Consider the following 20,434-nt stretch of genomic DNA (forward strand, 5'->3'; position numbering starts at 1 on the left):
TCATCCTTTAAAACTTAGGTGATCTGATTTCCGGCAAAATGACGTGGCAGCGTTTCGCTGTCGGTCACCAGAATGGCTTGAATACCTACCGCGCTGGCGGCGTTGACGTTTTCGGGAACATCATCGAAAAACACCGTCTCCTGCGCGCTGAATCCTTCTTTATTCAGCACATAGCGGAAAATTTCGGGATCGGGTTTGCGTAACCCTATCTGCTGGGACAGATAAACCGCATCGGCGTTTTGCTCGATTTCGGGGTAATGCGTTGGCCAGTGCTCCAAGTGCAGCGAATTGGTATTCGACAGCACGACGACACGATGCCCCTGACTGCGCAGCTTTTGCATCACGGCGATAGCTTCCGGACGCAGGCCGACAAAAATCGACTGCCATCCGGCGGTGAACTGCTCGAAACTCAGCGCGATGCCCAGTTCGTCACAAATTTCATCGGCGAACTGGCGGTCGGTGATTTCTCCGCGTTCGTGCTTCTGGAAAGCATCCCCCATGGTGAAACGTTCCATAAGATGCGCCAGCGGCGTGCCGCTCAGATTGCTCCACACCCCCAGTACCCGCTTGAAATCGATATCAATTAATACGTTGCCCATATCGAATATATACAGCATTGCACGCTCCTGATTTCAAAGACGAAGCTCGTTTGATTAGTAGATAACAGGTTAGTCGTAAATGATAGGTCTGAACAGTGACAGAGTGAGCGTCGTGATGCCCGTTTACTGAAAAAAGGCAAAAAAAGGGCACCCTGGGGTGCCCTCTTGACGACTAAACGTTCGGGTTAAAGAAGATTACGCTTCTTTTGGACCACGGCTTGCACGTTTACGGTCGTTCTCGGTCAGGTGACGTTTACGGATACGCACAGACAGAGGAGTAACTTCTACCAACTCGTCGTCATCCAGGAATTCGATAGCCTGTTCCAGAGACATCTTGATGGCAGGAACCAGCGTGGTGGCTTCGTCAGTACCTGAAGCACGCATGTTGGTCAGTTTCTTACCCGTCAGACAGTTAACGGTCAGGTCGTTGGAGCGTGAGTGAATACCGATGATCTGGCCTTCATACACTTCTGCGCCGTGACCCAGGAACAGCTTGCCGCGGTCCTGCAGACCGAACAGAGCAAACGCAACCGCTTTACCCTGGCCGTTGGAGATAAGCACGCCGTTCTGACGCTGGCCGATTTCACCTGAACGCACGTCGTCATAGTGACTGAACGTGGAGTACAGCAGACCGGTACCAGAGGTCATGGTCATGAATTCGGTACGGAAACCGATCAGGCCACGCGCCGGGATCAGGTAATCGAGACGAATACGACCTTTGCCGTCAGGGATCATGTCCTTAACGTCGCCTTTACGCTCACCCATGGCTTGCATGACTGAACCCTGGTGCTGTTCTTCGATATCCAAAGTCACGTTTTCGAACGGCTCCTGCATGCGGCCATCGATTTTACGGTTGATAACTTTAGGACGAGAAACGGCCAGTTCGAAACCTTCACGACGCATGTTTTCGATCAGAACCGACAGGTGAAGTTCACCACGGCCTGAAACACGGAATGCGTCGGAGTCTTCGGTTTCTTCAACACGCAGTGCCACGTTGTGCACCAGCTCTTTGTTCAGACGGTCAAGGATCTGACGTGAAGTCACGAACTTGCCTTCTTTACCACAGAACGGAGAGGTGTTGACGTTGAAGTACATGGTTACGGTTGGTTCATCAACGCTCAGGGCCGGCAGCGCTTCGACGTTCTGTGGATCACAGATGGTGTCGGAGATGTTCAGCTCGCCCAGACCGGTGATGGCGATGATGTCGCCCGCTTCGGCGATGTTCGCTTCGATACGCTCAAGACCCATGTGGGTCAGAACTTTACCGACTTTACCGTTACGAGTTTTGCCTTCGCTATCGATGATGGTGATCTGCTGGTTAGGCTTGACGGTTCCGCGCTTGATGCGGCCGATGCCGATAACGCCAACATAGTTGTTGTAGTCCAGCTGGGAAATCTGCATCTGGAATGGTGCTTCTACTTCAACCTGCGGAGCAGATACGTGGTCAACGATTGCCTGGTACAGCGGAGTCATGTCTTCGGCCATATCGTTATGGTCGGTACCCGCGATACCCATCAGTGCAGATGCATAGATGATAGGGAAATCAAGCTGCTCATCGGTAGCATCAAGGTTAACGAACAGGTCGAATACCTGGTCTACAACCCAGTCAGGACGCGCGCCAGGGCGGTCGACCTTGTTGATTACCACGATCGGCTTCAGACCATTGGCGAATGCTTTTTTGGTCACGAAGCGGGTTTGCGGCATAGGGCCATCCATTGCATCCACAACCAGCAGCACCGAGTCGACCATTGACATCACACGCTCTACCTCGCCGCCGAAGTCGGCGTGTCCCGGGGTATCAACGATGTTGATGCGGTAGTCTTTCCAATTAATGGCGGTGTTTTTTGCGAGGATGGTAATCCCACGCTCTTTCTCCAAATCGTTGGAGTCCATTACGCGTTCGGTGGCTTCCACACGCTCTCCGAAGGTACCGGATTGCTGTAGCAGCTTATCAACCAGGGTAGTTTTACCATGGTCAACGTGGGCAATAATGGCGATGTTACGCAAATTTTCGATCACAGCTTTGCCTCAGGCATTTAGAAATATAGAAATAGCGCGCTATTGTACACGTATTAGGCTAGGTTCTAAACAAGTTCACAAGATTCTCTTCGAAACAACTTCTGTATGGTTACTTTACGATCCCTTTCTCGGTGCAAAAGTCGCCATGACCCAAAATGGTGCACCAAAATGGTTCACCACGTGCGCGTTATTGAACCAAAATAGTGCATTAATCCCGTTATGGTGCATACTCAATAACCATACAACCCGCGCAGAATGGCAATCGTGCCCTTTTGACAAAGTTGGCACAGATTTCGCTATTACTTATTCAGGGTGAAAAGAGTCTTATCAGAGCCACTATAAAAGCTGTTTAAGCCACACGCCATTTTCAACAATGTTTGTTTATTCGTTCCACGACGAACACATAATGAGAAATTCGGGAGAACTAGTATGTCCGCTGAACACGTTTTTGCGATTATCAAGGAAAATGAAGTCAAATTCATCGACCTGCGCTTCACTGACACCAAGGGTAAAGAACAGCACGTTACCATTCCATCTCACCAGGTGAGCCCGGACTTCTTTGAAGATGGTAAAATGTTCGATGGTTCTTCCATCGGCGGCTGGAAAACCATCAATGACTCGGACATGGTATTGATGCCAGATCCGAGCACAGCGGTGCTTGACCCGTTCTTTGAAGAGTCAACCTTGATAATCCGTTGCGACATCGTCGAACCTAACACTCTGCAAGGTTACGACCGCGACCCGCGTTCAACGGCTAAACGTGCTGAAGACTTCCTGAAAACCTCCGGTATCGCAGACACCGTTCTGTTCGGACCTGAGCCAGAGTTCTTCCTGTTTGATGATGTGCGCTTCGGCAGCAGCATCGCGGGTTCCCACGTTGCCATCGACGATATCGAAGGCGCATGGAACACCGGCACCAAATACGAAGGCGGCAACAAGGGCCACCGTCCTGCTGTCAAAGGCGGTTACTTCCCGGTTCCTCCGGTCGACTCCTCTCAGGACCTGCGTTCTACCATGTGTCTGACCATGGAAGAAATGGGCCTGGTTGTTGAAGCTCACCACCACGAAGTGGCAACCGCAGGTCAGAACGAAGTGGCAACCCGCTTCAACACCCTGACCAAGAAAGCCGACGAAATCCAGATCTACAAATACGTGGTTCACAACGTGGCTCACGCATTTGGCAAAACCGCGACCTTTATGCCAAAACCAATGTTTGGCGACAACGGTTCAGGCATGCACTGCCACATGTCTCTGTCCAAAGACGGTAACAACCTGTTCTCCGGCGACAAATACGGCGGCCTGTCCGAAACTGCGCTGTACTATATCGGTGGTATCATCAAGCACGCCAAAGCGATAAACGCCTACGCGAACCCGACCACCAACTCCTACAAGCGTCTGGTCCCAGGCTACGAAGCCCCTGTTATGCTGGCTTACTCCGCGCGTAACCGTTCTGCTTCTATCCGTATTCCACACGTTTCAAGCCCGAAAGCGATGCGTATCGAAGCGCGCTTCCCGGATCCAGCGGCTAACCCGTACCTGGCGTTTGCTGCCCTGCTGATGGCCGGCCTTGACGGTATCATCAACAAAATCCACCCTGGCGATGCCATGGACAAAGACCTGTACCACCTGCCACCAGAAGAAGCGGCAGAGATCCCACAGGTTGCAGGTTCTCTGGAAGAAGCGTTGAAAGAACTGGATGCCGACCGTGAGTTCCTGACTCGTGGTGGCGTATTCACCAATGACGCAATCGATGCCTACATCGCACTGCGCACTGAAGAAAACGACCGCATTCGCATGACGCCACACCCGGTAGAGTTCGAACTGTACTACAGCGTCTAATCACGCGTAGTCCGGGCTTTACGCTCTGTACTGTCGCCGCTTTCGGGTTGCGGCAGTGCGGAACAAAAATATCGAGATATTTTTTGTTGCCGTGGAAAATTTCAGCCCATCTCCGGATGGGCTTTTTTCTCCACGCCTCTTTCCTGTGTGACACCTCTGATCCGAAGCGTTTACGGGTCGCGGTTTAAATGCACCAATCAGGTGCGGGAGACTGCTGTATGGCAACTGGCAAGCTGCCCGATGCTGGGCAGATCCTCAATTCTCTTATCAACAGCGTTCTGCTGTTGGACGACGAGTTGGCCGTGCATTACGCCAATCCGGCGGCTCAGCAATTACTTGCGCAGAGTACACGAAAACTTTTCGGGACACCGTTACCCGATCTGGTGGGCTACTTTTCGCTGAATATCGCGCTGATGCGCGAAAGTATCGAGGCTGGGCAAGGATTTACCGACAGCGAAGTGACGCTGGTGGTAGATGGTCGGGCGCACATCATGTCGCTGACCGCACAGGCTTTGCCGGAAGGTTTTATTTTAATCGAACTCGCGCCGATGGATAACCAGCGTCGTTTGAGTCAGGAACAGCTTCAGCACGCGCAGCAGGTCGCCGCAAGGGATCTTATCCGCGGGCTGGCACATGAAATAAAAAACCCGCTGGGCGGGCTTCGGGGCGCGGCGCAGTTGTTGTCGAAAGCGCTGCCCGACCCTTCCCTGCTGGAATATACCAAAGTCATTATCGAGCAGGCTGACCGGCTGCGCAATCTGGTCGACCGCCTGTTGGGGCCGCAACGTCCGAGCCAGCACATTACGCAGAGCATCCACCAGGTTGCCGAACGCGTCTGTCAGCTGGTGTCGATGGAAAAGCCCGACAACGTTCAGCTGGTGCGTGACTACGACCCCAGCCTGCCCGAGCTGGCGCATGACCCGGATCAGATAGAACAGATCCTGCTCAACATTACCCGCAATGCCTTGCAGGCGTTGGGGGAAGAAGGCGGCACTATTACGTTAAGAACGCGTACCGCCTTCCAGAGCACCCTGCACGGTGTGCGCTACCGTCTGGTGGCCCGTATCGATATCGAAGATGACGGCCCCGGCGTGCCGGCCCATTTGCAGGACACACTTTTTTACCCCATGGTCAGTGGCCGCGAAGGGGAACAGGTCTGGGCCTGTCCATCGCGCGCAGTTTGATTGACCAGCATTCGGGTAAAGTTGAATTTAACAGTTGGCCAGGACACACCGAATTCTCGGTCTTCCTGCCTATTCGCCAGTGAGGTTTCTATGCAACGAGGGATAGTCTGGATCGTCGATGACGATAGCTCCATCCGCTGGGTTCTTGAACGCGCGCTCACTGGAGCCGGCTTGAACTGCACCACGTTCGACAGCGGCAATGAAGTGCTGGAAGCCATTGCGACTCAAACCCCCGACGTTTTGTTATCGGATATTCGCATGCCCGGCATGGACGGGTTGGCGCTGTTAAAGCAAATCAAGCAACGTCACCCGATGCTGCCGGTCATCATCATGACCGCGCACTCGGATTTGGACGCGGCGGTCAGCGCCTATCAACAGGGTGCGTTCGATTATCTGCCGAAACCTTTCGATATCGACGAAGCCGTTGCGCTGGTCGAGCGCGCGATAAGTCACTATCAGGAGCAGCAGCAGCCTGCGCGCAGCCAACCGGCCAGCGGCCCTACGGCGGATATCATCGGCGAAGCACCGGCGATGCAGGACGTCTTTCGCATTATCGGTCGTCTCTCCCGGTCATCAATAAGCGTGCTGATTAACGGCGAATCCGGCACCGGTAAAGAGTTGGTTGCCCATGCGCTGCATCGCCACAGCCCGCGCGCCAAAGCACCGTTTATTGCGCTAAACATGGCGGCAATTCCCAAAGACCTGATCGAGTCCGAGCTGTTTGGTCACGAGAAAGGGGCCTTTACGGGCGCGAACCAGATTCGTCAGGGCCGTTTTGAACAGGCCGACAACGGCACGCTGTTTCTGGATGAAATCGGCGATATGCCGATGGACGTTCAAACTCGTCTGCTGCGCGTGCTTGCCGATGGCCAGTTCTATCGCGTGGGCGGCTATGCGCCGGTAAAAGTCGATGTGCGTATTATTGCCGCTACCCACCAGAATCTGGAGCTGCGCGTTCAGGAAGGCAAATTCCGCGAAGACCTGTTCCACCGTCTTAACGTGATTCGTGTGCATCTGCCGCCGCTGCGCGAACGCCGGGAAGATATTCCACGTCTTGCGCGCTACTTCCTGCAAGTGGCGGCGAAAGAGCTGGGAGTCGAGGCGAAAAACCTGCATCCCGAAACGGAAACGGCGCTGACGCGTCTGCCCTGGCAGGGTAACGTGCGTCAACTTGAGAACACCTGTCGCTGGCTGACCGTCATGGCCGCCGGTCAGGAAGTTTTGATTCAGGATCTCCCGCCTGAACTGTTTGAAAGCAGCGCGCCGGAAACCGGCGGGCAAAGTCTGCCGGACAGCTGGGCTACGTTACTGGCGCAGTGGGCCGATCGCGCGCTACGTTCCGGTCATCAAAACCTGCTGTCGGAAGCCCAACCCGAGATGGAACGTACTCTACTGACCACTGCGCTGCGTCATACGCAAGGTCACAAGCAGGAGGCGGCACGTCTGCTGGGATGGGGTCGAAACACGCTGACCCGCAAGCTCAAAGAGCTGGGCATGGAGTAAATTCCGCGCTGTAAAAAGCAGGGAAAAGGTGCCGGCTCGCGGCACGCATTCCCTGCCAAAAAGGAGACCCGGCCCCTAAAGCCGGGCTTTTTTTTGCCTTTTTCCCGTCCTGCCGCCCTTTCACCCGCGCGATTTATTTGTCCTTGCTCACAAACTCGATACACGGTTTACCCTGCTAAACCGCGCTCAAAAACATTCTGTTACCGCGAAAATCCCCTGCACGGCTGCTGCGAATTTTCTTAAAAGTCCCTATTATCAAGGTCGACAGGGCAATTCGAACCTAACGGTACGTTTTTAGTTTAAATTTTCAACATATTTTGAAGCATTTATCATTCCCTGCAGGAATCAATCCATAAAACCAGATGCGGTTCTTAACGCAGTGTTACTGACATAATCTTTAGAAATAACCCAAAAGAAACAAGCAGCTAACAATAGCTGTGATGACCGATTTTTTATCTCTCCCCTACAGAGGAATGAAGCGATGCTGGTGACCCTGAGTATATTGATGCTCGTTTTCTTTATCTTTTGCCTGATGACAAAACGGCTGTCGGCCCTGACCGCATTGATCATTATTCCCACCATTTTTGCGCTGATTGGTGGCTTCTACGCCAACATCGGCAAATACATGATGGATGGCATTCGCATGGTTGCGCCCAACGGCGTGATGATTATTTTTGCGATGCTGTATTTCATGGTGATGACCGAAGCCGGTATGTTTGACCCGCTGGTAAAACGCGTCATCAAGATGGTGAAAGGCGACCCGGTAAAAATCTTCCTGGGAACGGTTCTGCTGGCCTTTATCGTCGCACTGGACGGTGATGGTGCCACTATCTACATCATCGTGCTGTCGGCCTTCCTGCCTATCTACAAACGCCTCGGGCTTTCGCTGCCGATGGTCTGCTGCCTGCTGCTTCAGGTGTCAGGACTGGGCAACATGGTGCCGTGGGGCGGTCCGACCGCGCGTGCCGCCACCTCGATGCACGTAGACATCGGCCAGATGTTTGTGCCGATGGTGCCCGCGCTGATAGCCAGCGCCATCTGGACCTTCGTGCTGGCCTATATCTTTGGCCGTCGCGAGCGCGCACGTCTGGGACCGACCCTCAATATCAACTTCGAACATGCCATAGAAGATCAAAACCGCAGTCGCGGCGCAAAAACCTTCTACTTTAATTGGGCTTTAACCATTTTGTTGATAATTGGTTTATGTATCGAAGTGTTGCCGTTAAGCTATCTGTTCATGATTGCGGCCTGTCTGGCGCTGATTGTTAACTTCCCGGACCTGACGGCACAAAAAGAGCAGTTGGAACAACATGCTCCACCGATTCTTGCCGTCTCGAGCCTTATCTTTGCCGCCGGAGTATTTACCGGTGTGTTCACGGAACCGGGGATGGTTAATGCGGTGGGCAGTGCCCTGCTCAACGTTATCCCGCAAGCTCTGGGTCCGTACATGGCCGTAGTGACTGCCGTGCTGAGCATTCCGATGACCTGGCTTGTGTCCAACGATGTGTTCTATTTTGGCGTGCTGCCGGTGCTGGCAGATACCGCCAAACATCATGGCATTACCGCTATCGAAATGGCGCGCGCGGCATTGATGGGCCAGCCGGTGCATATTCTGAGCCCGCTGGTGGCATCGACCTATCTGGTGGTGAGCATGCTGAAACTCGATTATTCGGAGAATCAGTACTTCACCTTTAAATGGTCTCTGGTAAGCAGCCTGATACTGATTGCAGTCTCCCTGCTTACCGGGATCTTCCCTTTCTACGCTGCATAGAGTGTTTTATGACCTGGTTATTTGATCAATGGGATTTCATTGTCATCCTGCTCCAAATTATTGTAATCGACCTGCTGCTGGGCGGTGACAACGCGGTGGTTATCGCGATGGCCTGCCGTAAACTGCCCGCCCATCAGCGCAACAAGGCGATTGTCATCGGTACGATTGGTGCGATTGTGGCGCGCGTGGTCTTGTTGATTGTCGCGGTAAGCCTGCTGAACCTGCCTTATCTGAAGCTGGTCGGTGGACTGTTGCTGCTGTGGATTGGCATCAAGCTTGTCGCCAACGAAGACGAAGAGAGCGATATCAAGAGCGCCACCAGCCTCTGGAAAACGGCAATGACTATCGTGGTGGCCGACGTGGTGATGTCACTGGATAACGTATTGGCGGTGGCTGCTGCCGGTAAAGGCGATTTCCTGGTGGTGGCGCTGGGCGTCGTTATCAGTATTCCTATCATCGTGGCAGGCAGCAAGCTGGTGCTGGCGATTATCAACCGCTTCCCGGCGGTGGTGATGCTGGGTGGTGCGCTGATTGGCTGGATTGCAGGCAGCATGCTGGTCGAAGACCCGGCGATTGCGCATCTGAAAATGGCGACCATCAATCATCTGCCTACCATCGGCGGTATCGTTGGCGCGGTGCTGGTACTCTTGATTGGCATGGGTAAGGGCAAGCTTGCAGAAAGAAGCAGCTGATTTTCGCGCCTTCCCCGCACTGAAAAGATGCCATTGCGCTTAAAAAGAAAACCCCAGAGGAAATTCCGCTGGGGTTTTTGTTTATCCGGACCTTATTGCCTGATTACTTGAAGCTCTCGGCGGCGGTCTGGGCAATCGCGATTTCATTCGGGTTGGCGGAGCCGCTGACTCCCACAGAACCGATAACGCTGTTTTTGAACATCACCGGATTACCGCCGCCCAATGGCACCATGCCAGGCAGCGTGGCGATGGCAGGCTCCGTGCCGTTGGCGCGGCCCATGTATTTGTCGGTTGGCGTATGATACAGCGCACCGGCACGAGCTTTCAGGATGGAGGAGTCGATGCAGCCTACCGGCGCGTTGTCCATACGTTTGAAGGCCAGCAGTTGACCTGCCTGATCCAGTACCGCGATACAGACATTGGCATGCAGGCTTTCGGCTTTTTCAGTCGCGACGGAAATAAGCTTTTCCGCATCGCTGTAAGAAAGAATAGTTTGGGTCATGGTGGCGTTGGCGGAAAAGGCACTCAGGCTGCCAAGGGAACAAAGAGCAGCCAACATCAGTAATTTCTTCACGGTAAAACCCCTATATCATTAATAATATGGAAAGTAAGAGCAGGATGAAAATGACTAGATAAATAATGTGATTGATACAACAGCCGCCGTCTCATTTAATATGAACAATTAATAATGCGAGACGACGGTAAAACCTGAGAGTCTTATTTCAACGTTTTATTTCAGCGCAGTTAATGCGGCTTTGGCGGCTTCGTTATCCACATCGCCATTAGGGGTACTGACCCCAATAGCGCCGACAACCTGGCCATCCAGTTTAATAGGAATACCGCCGCCAAAAGGTAAAATACGTGGGTTGCCCAAAATATTCAAATTTCCCTGAGCAATTTTTTGCTGATAGGTATCGGTAGGCTGACCGAAATAAGCGGAGGTTTTGGCTTTCTCGGGTGCCAGGGCAATATTGGCCGGCGTTGAACCGTCAAGGCGGTCAAAAGTAATCAGTTGACCGGCAGCATCGACAATGGCAACTGCGCCGCCGATGTGGTGCGATTTAATGGTATCTTCCGCTTTTTGCAGCAAGACGTTGGCCTGATCGCGGGTCAGTACAGGAACCGCGGGTGATACCGTCTTCCGCTGCCTGTGCGGCAAAACCGGCCAGCAGTCCAGATACCAGTAGTGCACAAGTTACTTTCTTCATAGCAAATCTCACTTTTTATAACACATTATGCGGGCACGAAAATCGTCGCCCGCCACGTCGGATATCGAGCAGAATATCAGGCCGCACTCTTATTCATGCCGTTGATTTTATTATTTTTGTTACCAAACTTTTGCTTAATCAGGTAATCCAGACTCCAGCGGCCCGGACCGTTTACCACCAGCAGCAGGAAACCGGCAGCGCAGGAAGCATTTTTCAGCCAGACCATCAGGTGGGCGTGGCTGTATCCCTGATAAAACAGGAAACCGGCGACAATAGAGAACACGGCCATAAAGATAGAGGTGAAGCGCGTCAGGAAACCAAAGGCAATGGCAATACCGCCACCGACCTCAAGCAGAACGACCAGCGGCAGGAAGAACGCGGGCACATTGTTTTGCGCCATGAGCGCAACGTTGTCGGAATAATGAACAATTTTATCGGCACCTGATGCAAAAAACAGCCCAACGGCCAAAATACGCGCTACGACATAAGCCAGATCTGAAGATTTATTCATATTTTATTTCGCTACGTTAATAATAAATGGGTGTATCCCTTCGTCTTCCCAACGACAGTATTATTAGCTGTGATTTGAAATCCGGCAGGATAAATTGACATTGCAGAAAATTAAAACTCACCAACCGATAACATTTGTAATACATTTTTATCACGCTGACACGTTTGAAAACAGTATCAATCGGTTATCGATAACCTTCACTCTGGTTATTTATCACTGAGGGGAATTATTTAATTGTTGTTTATTTCGGCGGAAAGGGAATTATTCTCCGGGAAATTCTGCCCAGAGAATAAATAGGCACTTTTTGTATAAGCGAAAACCTCGGCGCGCTCACAAAATAGTTTTTTATTGGTTGCCGTGACTAATTATTTATTGATCCGTGTCTCTGCGATGCTTATAACGCAATAACCTTTCTTTTAGAGAGGGCGATTATTGATAATTCCAAATCTTCTCGGCTATCTGCACAAAATGGCGCGCGACCGGCGACAATTCGCTCCAGGAGTGAAACTGCAAGCCAAAGGTACGCGGCATGACCAGCAGCGGCATCGGGATTTCCACCAGCGGAATGGCCGGTTGAATCTCTTCCAGCGCGCGTCGCGAAACAAAGCTCAACAGATTGGTTTCGACAATGACCGAATGCAGCGTGGCAATGGAGTTGGCTTCAATCTGGATACGCGGCGGCGGATAACCCCCTGCCCGCAAGCGCTGCTCCAGCCACTGACGTGTGGCCACTTTCTTGGACGGCAGCAGCCAGTTGTACTGATCGAGCTGTTCCGAGTTCGGGTGTATTCCGGCCAGCGGGTGATCCTTGCTGGCCACCAGCACCACCGGATCGTCGAGCAGAGGACGCGAGATAAACTCGTTACTCTTTTCAGGCAGAAAACCCAGAATAATGTCGAGCTGCTTCTCGCGCAGCGTACTTTGCAGCAGATCATTCATGCCGACCTTGACGTCCAGCCGCACACTGGGTGCTTCTTCGAGCAGGCGCTTTGCCAGTTGCGGCAGCATGAATTCGGCCGCCGTCGCCGCAGCCCCCAGACGAATATGCCCGGCGGTGCCTTCGGCCAACGCGCTCATGTCGCGCTGGGTGACTTCCATATCCTGTACGATTCTTTGAGCTCGCTCACAAAGTAGCAACCCCGCTTCGGTCAAACGAATCCCTCTACCGACCTTTAAAATCAGTCGAGTATTGTAGATTTTCTCGAGTCTCTGGATGCATTTTGTCAGTGCGGGTTGAGTGATACCAAGGGTTATCGCGGCACGTCCCAGATGTCCTGTGTCCTGAATTGCCAGGAAATAGCGTAGGTATTTCAGTTCCATTCCATTCCTCGTAGGAATCAATAAATAAAATTCAGGCGTTATGATTTATCTTTTAACAGTGCCAATATGGGTAAAAATAGCACTGGAGTAGCGTATGACCTATAAGTTTTTGATGACCGCACCGGCCCTTGGCGCGGCGGGCCGCAAGGTTTTGGCGGACGCAGGTTGCGAAGTGGATTACCTGCAAAATGCCAACGACGGACAGGAAGTCGAACAGTTGATGGCAACCCATGCCTATGACGCCGTGATTTCCCGCACGGTAACCTTGTCTGCCAAGGCAATTGAATCCTGCCCTTCGCTGAAAATTATCTGCAAGCACGGCGTGGGGGTGACCAACATCGACGTCGCCGCCGCGACTGCGCGCGCTATTCCTGTTCTGACGACCCCGGCAACCAATGCCCAGTCGGTCGCCGAACTGACGGTGGGCCTGATGCTGAGCGCCGCCCGTCAACTGCCGTTCTTCCAGCATGAAATTGCCGAAGGCCGCTGGACGCGCAGCAGCGAAGGCATCGAGCTTTATGGCAAGACGCTGGGTCTGGTCGGCTACGGCGAGATTGGTCGTCGCGTGGCGCACATCGCCAAGGCCATCGGCATGCGTACCGCTTTCTTCGATCCGGCCATTCCTCAGGGAACCGATTCTTCCGACGCCGTGCAGTATGCAACCTTGCAGGAACTCCTGAAAAACAGCAACGTGCTGAGCCTGCACTGCCCGGTCAACAAGGCGACACGCCTGATGCTGAATGCCGACACGCTGGCTCAGCTGCCGCCACGCGCTATCGTTATCAATACCTCTCGCGGTGAGCTTATCGACGAGCCTGCTCTCGCGCAGGCGTTGACTGACGGCAAACTCGCCGCGGCCGGTCTCGACACCGTGGCCGTAGAGCCACTCCCTCTTGACCATCCCTTCCGTCAATTCAGCAATATCGTCATGACTCCGCATATCGGCGGCACGACGCCTGAAGCACTGGATGCCGTGGCACGTTCCGCCGCGCAGCAGTGTCTGGACTTTTTACAACAGCAGCGGATCAACGCGCGCGCCTGTGTAAATCCTGAAGTTTTGAATAAAGGAGAGTAACGAATGACTTCTCGCAGCGAATGGCCAGCTGGCTACTTTATCGGTTCTCGCGACCATGTGCCTGACTCTGCCACGGTCGAGGCATTCAGCCGTCTGCCGGTCCCGAACATCGGCGACTGTATGGGCCGCAGCGTTGCCGCCCTTGGGTTACAACCTTATCACGCAGACAGCAAAGCGGTGCTTTGTGGACCGGCACTGACCGTCAAGGTACGTCCAGGCGATAACCTGATGATTCACAAGGCCATCGAGATGGCAAAACCGGGCGACGTTATCGTCGTTGATGGTTCCGGCGACCTGACACAGGCGCTGATAGGCGGCCTGATGCGCACTTCGGCGCTGACCAAAAAGATTGCCGGTTTCGTCATCGACGGCGCTATCCGTGACTTGAACGAGTGGGCGGAAGGCGGCATCGCCGTGTTCGCACGTGGCAATACCCTGCGCGGGCCAAGCAAGGACGGTCCGGGCCAGGTGAACGTAACGGTTTCCTGCGCGGGTCTTATCGTCAACCCGGGCGACCTGATTGTCGGTGATGCGGACGGCGTGATTGCCATTCCTTACGCGGAACTGGATGACCTGTTGCCGAAGGTGCAAAAACACGCGCAGCGTGAAGAAGAGATTAGAGCGCATAACGCGTCAGGCACCACAGATCCTGAGCGTTTCAACAGCTTACTGCGCGCCAAAGGCTGCCCAGTCTAAGCAATATAAAAATATTTAAACTATCTTTGGGGTGGCAACACCCCTTTTTGCTGCATAAAGAGACGCAAGCAGCATTGCAGGGTCGCGGTCTGGACAAGGGAAATTCTTCTGTCCCCACGCGAACTCCGTATCAACCTCTGTGTATTATTTTGAAAAGGAGCGGACATGAAACTCGTGTTAAAAACCATGAGCCTCACAATAGGTCTATTACTGGCTGGCGGATTACAGGCCAAAGACACACTTCCCCCAACGTTACCGACGCAGCAGGATGCGCGTTTACAGCAGGTAGCCACCTCGACCCACGTCTGGAACGGGCTTACGGTCACTACCGGCGGACGCATTTTTGCTTCCTTTACGCAATCCGAAGGACCGGGTCTGCAACTGGGTGAAGTGGGCGAAAACGGCAAGGTTACGCCGTATCCCGACGCAGAATGGAATCAATGGAAACCGTCCGATCCTGAACACCACTTCCTTCACGTCAATGCGCTGCGCATCGGTCCCGATGGCAATCTCTGGGCTGTTGATGCGGGTAATACTGGAATCGGTACCGGTGCAAAATCGGTCGATGGCGGTGCCAAGCTGGTGAAGATTGACCCGGCGACCAACAAAGTGGTTAAAACCTACCTGATCAAGCCTCCGGTACAGAAGACCGCCAGCTACATTGATGATGTCCGTTTTAACGGTCATTACGCCTATATGACCGATCCGGGCGCAGTCGGTCTGGTCGTGCTGAATCTGGATACCGGCAAGGCACACCGCGTGCTGGACAATCAGCCGCTGTCGATTGACCACGACCCTATTTATGCCGACGGCAAGAAACTGATTCTGCCAAACGGCCAGGAGAAACGTGTAGGTCTGGACCAGCTGGAAGTCTCTCCAGACGGCAAATGGCTGTATTACCAGGCGATTCCGGGTCCATTGGCGCGTATCGAAACGCGTTACCTGAACGATGATTCACTGCCGGCCAGCGAAGTGAACAAGCATGCCGAGAAAGTGATTGATACCTGGAGCACCGGCGGTACGGCCATTGACAGCGAAGGCAACATCTACGCGTCGGACATCAACACCCGTTCCATCAAGCGTATTACCCCGGAAGGCAAGGTTTCAACCGTTATCTCCGATCCGCGTCTGGTGTGGATTGATGCGATGTGGGTAACCGATGGCGCACTGTGGATGCCGTCCGGTCAGATCAACCGCACACCGGCGACCACCGGCGGTAAAGCATCGACGGTGGAATATCCGGTCAAGATGTACAAGCTGCCTCTGCCAATCAAACCTTCACCACTCGACCACTCGTAATCGACGTGTGCTGAAGTCAGCAAGGTGTTACGCAAAACAGCCGCAACGCGGCTGTTTTTTTATTCTCAGGAAAAACTCAGAGAAAAATCAGCAAAAAATCAGATGACACGCGAGTATTGCCGCTGTCTGAGCTGTTGACGCAGGTAAATATCGAAACACATGCAGAGAGTGCGGATGAGGTATCGGCCTTTGGGCGTAACCGTTAAGCCGTTATCTTTTATGTCCACCAGCCCGTCTTGTTGCAGCGGCGCGAGCATTCGCAGGTCTTCGGCAAAATAATCAGGAAAACTCAGCCGATGCCGTTTTTCGATAGCGCCGAAATCCAGACTGAAATGGCACATCAGCGACGTAATTACGTCACGCCGTACGCAATCATCCACCGTCATCGCCAACCCACGCCACATCGCCTGCCCTTGAGAATTCACCTGTGAGGCATAGATTTTCAGCGATTTTTCATTTTGTGCGTAGGTATTCCCGATCATGCTTATTGCCGACACGCCAAGCCCCAGTAAATCGCTGTCGCCGTGCGTGGTGTAACCCTGAAAATTGCGATGCAGCACCCCGTTTTTTTGCGCAATGGCCAGTTCGTCATCGGGCCGGGCAAAGTGGTCCATGCCGATAAACCGATAGCCGGATGCCGTCAGAAAGGCCGTGCTTTCCTGCAAAATGCGCAAGCGAGTTGCGGCATCGGGTAAGTCCTCTACTTTTATTTTGCGCTGGGCTGCAAACAGGCTCGGCATATGCGCGTAATTGAATACACTCAGCCTGTCAGGGTTTAATACCGCCACGCGCTGCAACGTAAGGGCAAAACTTTCGGCAGTTTGTCTGGGCAGTCCATAAATCAGGTCGATGTTGGTTGAACTGAAACCCAGCGTTTTCGCGCGCGCCATCAGCGAAAAGATAAAGGTTTCATCCTGCACCCGATTCACGGCTTGCTGCACGTCTTTATTGAAATCCTGCACGCCCATGCTCAGACGAGTAAAACCCTCGCGGTGTAAATGATCCAGTACATCCAGCTCGATTTCGCGAGGATCAATCTCCAGTGATAATTCGGCCGCAGGCAAGAAATCGAAATGATGGCGCAATAACGTCATCAGGCGGCTTATCTGTCTTTTGTCGAGAAAGGTGGGTGTCCCGCCGCCCCAATGCATCTGGCTGACCTTGCGGCCACGAAATAGCACGGCGCGATGCGCTATCTCTTTTTCAAGCAGGTCAAGATACGCCTCCGCCTTATGCTGCTGGCGCGTCACCTGCTTGTTGCATCCGCAGAAGTAGCAAAGGCGATGACAAAAGGGAATGTGGACATACAGAGAAAGGGGGCGGTCGGGAAAACGTGCAACGGCGCGTAAAAAATCGTGTTGTCGAAAGTCGGGGCTGAATTCCAGCGCGGTAGGATAAGAGGTGTAACGTGGCCCGGACCCGTTATATTTTTGAATCATGGCCGTATCCCATTCGATAGACGCTGCCGACATGCCGACTCCAGAATGCTGCTGAAAGGCCCGAAAACCTAGGGGCGTTCACGGCTGTCGCGCTGACGACGCCGTTCCGACCGTCGCGGCAGAAGCGGTTGTCTGCGGGAGGGTGCAAGGCCAACCCTGCGCAGGCGTGACTTCTGGTTCGACAGGCGCTTAAGTCTACCCAACAGGCAGGCAACAAAACACACGAAGAATGAGGTGATGACCAATACAATGATATTCATCAATCTGGCTTGAAAAAGAGTTTAGAAAGAGGGGTTAAATAACCTGATTTGCGTCAACAGGCAATAGAGTTCGCAATCCGAATGCACTTCCAGTTTGCTCATTGCCCGCAGTTTATGGGCGCTTACCGTTTTCGGGCTAAGATTCATCTGCTCAGCGATGTCGTTAAAACTGAGCCCTTTCAGAAGCAGGCGCAGCACTTCCATCTCTCTTAGCGACATCTCTTTTCCACTCAGATCACCGCCTTTAAATAGCGCTTTCATTAATCCGTTCTTAACATATATATCATTATTCATCACGGCAACGATGGCCTGCTCCAGCGTTTTTTCACAGCTGTTCATTGTGATATAACCTGCCGCGCCCATATCGAGAATCGCGCGCATAATGGCAGAATGTTTATAGGGCGAGATAACGATAATTTTAAGAAGTGGATATTTTCTGGCGAGCCATTTAATTAATCCGTAGCCATCCAGCGTGGAAATAGGTTTACCCGATGCTTGCGTATTTAGGGAATAACCCAAAATCAGCAGATCGATGCGGTTTGCGGCCAGCAGGGTAACGAGTTCGCCGGGGCTGCCCGTATCGACGACATGAGGCGGCAGCGCAGACCTTGAGCCCGTGTTGAGATTGACCATTTTGTTGATAAGACAGCAAATCCCCTTTCTGACCAACTGCAACTCTTCGGCAACGACAATATTTATGCTCATAGCCCTTTTCTTCACATCCCTGAGTCAAAGGTTTTAAACAGATAATCGAAGTCATAAATATAACTGATTACACTGGCGAGGCGCGTGATTATTTAATTAAACCTTTATCTGGTTTCCCATTGATTGATCTTCACTTCTATCAATAATTAAGACTTTATTTTATAAACTTATATATTCATATGAATTATAAAATAGCGTGCTTTGTTTACGGATGTTCAAAAGAATTTTATCAAGTAGGGAGATAGAGAAGAAAGTTTAAGAGGATTATAACAAGGCAATTAAAGAAAAAAGGGCGTTGCGGTATCGACTGAAATGATTGAAAGGGCCAAGCCAGAAAGGCGTGGCACAATGGCCCCTCGACAGATGCTCTGCCGAGAGGCTTTATGACTAGACGCGGTAAATCAGTTGCCGCCTTTCAGCAGGCGATACATGTTTTCGCCCTGCTCTTCGTCTTCGTCGTCTTCATCGCCAAGCTCGATGCCCAGCAATTCCATCAGGACGTCGATGCGGTCCAACGTTTGATCAACATAGCTTTGATCTTCTGCGCTCAGGGTTTTCCCTTCGTCCAGCAGATCCAGCAGAGAATCAAGGCGTGCGTCGTTTTCAAGCAGCGTCAGTTCTTCTTCCGGCGGCAAGACTGGCGCAGCGTCTTTCTTCGGCTTCTCGGCCTTTTGCGCTTTTGGTTTTTCTTTATAGACCGTCTCGACTATCAAGGGGACGGCTTTCTTGCTGCCGATACGAGGATCGGTTTTCTTGCCCGCCGTGCCAGACTTGTTTTTGTCGGCATCAGGATTGGCGCGTGAGCCTGGTTTGTGGCCACGATGTTTGTTGTCACGCTTACGATCGCGCGCTTCGATATCAAGCTCAACGCGACTTTTTTCTTCGTTTTAGACGTCGCGGCTTTGGCACGCGGTGCTTTCGCTGACTGGTTCATAGCATCTACTCTTAGGTGTGTTCATTTAGTATAGAATTGCGGCGGAATCTAGCAGAAAGCGAACAAAGAAAAAAGGCAACAAGTTAACCTTGTCACCTTTTTATTTTTTCCAATGGAAGAATTTTAGTACACAGCTGTCCATGTGCGGCAATCATGTCCCTGTTTTCCGTTGCCTGAGTCGCCTTCCACGGCGAATTTTCCGTTAAGTCCGTGCAGCCACGATGCGTTCCAAACCTCCCTCAACGCCTGCTCGTCCGTGCATCCGTCTTGCGTTCATCGTGTAATAAAACTTTACCCTAACGCGCTAAAGGCTCAAGATACCGCCGCAAAGCCTGGGAGGCAGATTTGACAAGCCACCAGCAACGTAATGAATTTCATTGATAATTATTGTTTTAGTATAAAAACTCGCGTTTTAGCTCGCATTAAAAATGGCAAAACTCTCACAGCTTAATGGCAGAAATCGCAACTGCTATCATTTCTTTGAATGATTTTTCACCATGCAGTGTGTAAAACAGAAACACATCGCGCCTCTGATACAGCTATAATCGCCAGCCAGATACTGACGCCTCACGGAGACACACGTTTTGACCAGCCAAACCTACAACTACCATATGACTCATTTCGTCATCAGTGCCCCGGATATCCGGCATCTACCGAGTGATGTGGGCATTGAAGTCGCCTTTGCTGGTCGTTCAAACGCCGGGAAATCCAGTGCGCTCAATACGCTGACCGAGCAAAAAAGCCTTGCGCGTACCAGTAAGACGCCGGGCCGTACCCAGCTTATCAACCTGTTCCAGGTCGAAGAAGGTGTTCGTCTGGTCGACTTGCCGGGCTACGGCTACGCGCAGGTACCGGAAGAGATGAAACGCAAATGGCAGCGCGCACTCGGCGAATACCTGCAAATGCGTAACTGCCTGAAAGGTCTGGTGGTGTTGATGGACATTCGCCACCCTCTGAAAGATCTCGACCAGCAGATGATTCAGTGGGCCGTAGATGTCGGCACGCCTGTGCTGGTACTGCTGACCAAGTCGGACAAGCTGGCTTCGGGCGCTCGTCAAAAGCAGCTGAAACTGGTGCGTGAAGAAGTGGAGTCATTCATGGGTGATATTCAGGTTGAAACCTTCTCGTCCCTGAAAAAACCGGTGTGGATAAACTGAAGGCCAAGCTGAACAGCTGGTTTAGCGAAATTCCACCGGAAGTGTTGGAAGAAGGGCTTGCAGACGAATAAGTCCGACAGTCGCAACGTAAAAAACAGGGTAGCCTCGGCTGCCCTTTTTTATGCGCGCCATGTAGAGAAACAGGTCTGATGCGATTGTGGAAATAGCAGCAAAACTTCAGAAAATCTTACCAAAAGCCCAATAAAAAACGCCCCAGACATAA

15 protein-coding genes and 3 pseudogenes are annotated in these 20,434 nt (G+C 52.4%); 9 read left to right on the forward strand and 9 right to left on the reverse strand.

Translation table 11 applies throughout. From position 1 onward, the window contains the following. Positions 1-14 precede the first annotated feature (14 nt). Together yihX and typA are read right to left on the reverse strand one after the other, a co-directional pair. The gene (gene yihX / locus O1V66_RS17005; protein WP_045049685.1) at positions 15-617 is read right to left on the reverse strand and encodes a glucose-1-phosphatase; all 603 of its coding nucleotides are present in this window, start codon (positions 615-617) and stop codon (positions 15-17) included. A gap of 177 nt (positions 618-794) precedes the next feature. After that, on the reverse strand, positions 795-2,618 hold the full coding sequence (gene typA, locus O1V66_RS17010; RefSeq protein ID WP_045049686.1) for a ribosome-dependent GTPase TypA: 1,824 nt from the start codon (positions 2,616-2,618) through the stop codon (positions 795-797). A gap of 429 nt (positions 2,619-3,047) precedes the next feature. Between typA and glnA the strand changes: the two genes are divergently transcribed. The 5 genes and pseudogenes from glnA to O1V66_RS17035 all read left to right on the forward strand — a co-directional run bounded on the left by glnA (position 3,048) and on the right by O1V66_RS17035 (position 9,607). Continuing rightward, a complete protein-coding gene (glnA, locus tag O1V66_RS17015) occupies positions 3,048-4,457 on the forward strand; it encodes a glutamate--ammonia ligase (protein WP_045049687.1) in 1,410 nt (469 codons plus the stop codon). 218 nt (positions 4,458-4,675) lie between these two features. Continuing rightward, positions 4,676-5,724, forward strand: a pseudogene (gene glnL / locus O1V66_RS17020) (nitrogen regulation protein NR(II)). Between the two features lie 7 nt (positions 5,725-5,731). Further along, a complete protein-coding gene (gene glnG / locus O1V66_RS17025; RefSeq protein ID WP_045049689.1) occupies positions 5,732-7,144 on the forward strand; it encodes a nitrogen regulation protein NR(I) in 1,413 nt (470 codons plus the stop codon). Between the two features lie 481 nt (positions 7,145-7,625). Next, complete coding sequence (locus O1V66_RS17030; protein WP_269127916.1) at positions 7,626-8,915, forward strand: CitMHS family transporter; 1,290 nt, start codon at positions 7,626-7,628, stop codon at positions 8,913-8,915. Positions 8,916-8,923: 8 nt separating this feature from the next. After that, a complete protein-coding gene (locus O1V66_RS17035) occupies positions 8,924-9,607 on the forward strand; it encodes a TerC family protein (RefSeq protein ID WP_045049691.1) in 684 nt (227 codons plus the stop codon). A 103-nt stretch (positions 9,608-9,710) separates the two neighbouring features. On the opposite strand, the gene O1V66_RS17040 is transcribed toward O1V66_RS17035, so the two are convergent. The 4 genes from O1V66_RS17040 to O1V66_RS17055 all read right to left on the reverse strand — a co-directional run bounded on the left by O1V66_RS17040 (position 9,711) and on the right by O1V66_RS17055 (position 12,646). Next, complete coding sequence (locus O1V66_RS17040) at positions 9,711-10,166, reverse strand: GlcG/HbpS family heme-binding protein (protein WP_045049692.1); 456 nt, start codon at positions 10,164-10,166, stop codon at positions 9,711-9,713. A gap of 171 nt (positions 10,167-10,337) precedes the next feature. Further along, a complete protein-coding gene (locus tag O1V66_RS17045; protein WP_269127917.1) occupies positions 10,338-10,799 on the reverse strand; it encodes a GlcG/HbpS family heme-binding protein in 462 nt (153 codons plus the stop codon). A 92-nt stretch (positions 10,800-10,891) separates the two neighbouring features. Next, entirely contained in the window at positions 10,892-11,326 is a 435-nt protein-coding gene (locus tag O1V66_RS17050; protein ID WP_045049694.1) for a DoxX family protein, read from the reverse strand. A 429-nt stretch (positions 11,327-11,755) separates the two neighbouring features. Continuing rightward, complete coding sequence (locus O1V66_RS17055) at positions 11,756-12,646, reverse strand: LysR family transcriptional regulator (protein ID WP_045049695.1); 891 nt, start codon at positions 12,644-12,646, stop codon at positions 11,756-11,758. Between the two features lie 94 nt (positions 12,647-12,740). On the opposite strand from O1V66_RS17055, the gene O1V66_RS17060 reads away from it, so the two are divergent. The 3 genes from O1V66_RS17060 (at position 12,741) to O1V66_RS17070 (ending at position 15,716) form a co-directional block, all read left to right on the forward strand. After that, on the forward strand, positions 12,741-13,721 hold the full coding sequence (locus O1V66_RS17060; RefSeq protein ID WP_045049696.1) for a hydroxyacid dehydrogenase: 981 nt from the start codon (positions 12,741-12,743) through the stop codon (positions 13,719-13,721). A 3-nt stretch (positions 13,722-13,724) separates the two neighbouring features. After that, positions 13,725-14,417: an RraA family protein gene (locus O1V66_RS17065; protein ID WP_045049697.1), complete on the forward strand. Its 693-nt coding sequence runs from the start codon at positions 13,725-13,727 to the stop codon at positions 14,415-14,417. A 165-nt stretch (positions 14,418-14,582) separates the two neighbouring features. Then, positions 14,583-15,716 (forward strand): L-dopachrome tautomerase-related protein, encoded by a 1,134-nt coding sequence (locus O1V66_RS17070; protein WP_045049698.1) that lies wholly within the window; start codon positions 14,583-14,585, stop codon positions 15,714-15,716. 98 nt (positions 15,717-15,814) lie between these two features. Here the strand turns inward: O1V66_RS17070 and hemN are convergent, their stop codons facing one another. From hemN to yihI, 3 genes and pseudogenes are all read right to left on the reverse strand, one after another. Next, positions 15,815-17,188 carry an oxygen-independent coproporphyrinogen III oxidase gene (hemN, locus tag O1V66_RS17075; RefSeq protein WP_045049699.1) on the reverse strand — a complete coding sequence of 458 codons (1,374 nt, stop codon included), beginning with the start codon at positions 17,186-17,188 and terminating at the stop codon, positions 15,815-15,817. A gap of 248 nt (positions 17,189-17,436) precedes the next feature. Then, positions 17,437-18,120: a response regulator transcription factor gene (locus O1V66_RS17080; protein ID WP_045049700.1), complete on the reverse strand. Its 684-nt coding sequence runs from the start codon at positions 18,118-18,120 to the stop codon at positions 17,437-17,439. Positions 18,121-18,521: 401 nt separating this feature from the next. Further along, positions 18,522-19,054: pseudogene (gene yihI, locus O1V66_RS17085) on the reverse strand (Der GTPase-activating protein YihI). A gap of 584 nt (positions 19,055-19,638) precedes the next feature. On the opposite strand from yihI, the pseudogene yihA reads away from it, so the two are divergent. After that, a pseudogene (yihA, locus tag O1V66_RS17090) lies at positions 19,639-20,282 on the forward strand (ribosome biogenesis GTP-binding protein YihA/YsxC). The last annotated feature ends 152 nt before the right edge of the window (positions 20,283-20,434 follow it).

Origin of the sequence: Rouxiella chamberiensis (genome assembly GCF_026967475.1) — a bacterium.
GTDB classification, from domain to species: Bacteria; Pseudomonadota; Gammaproteobacteria; order Enterobacterales; family Enterobacteriaceae; genus Rouxiella; species Rouxiella chamberiensis.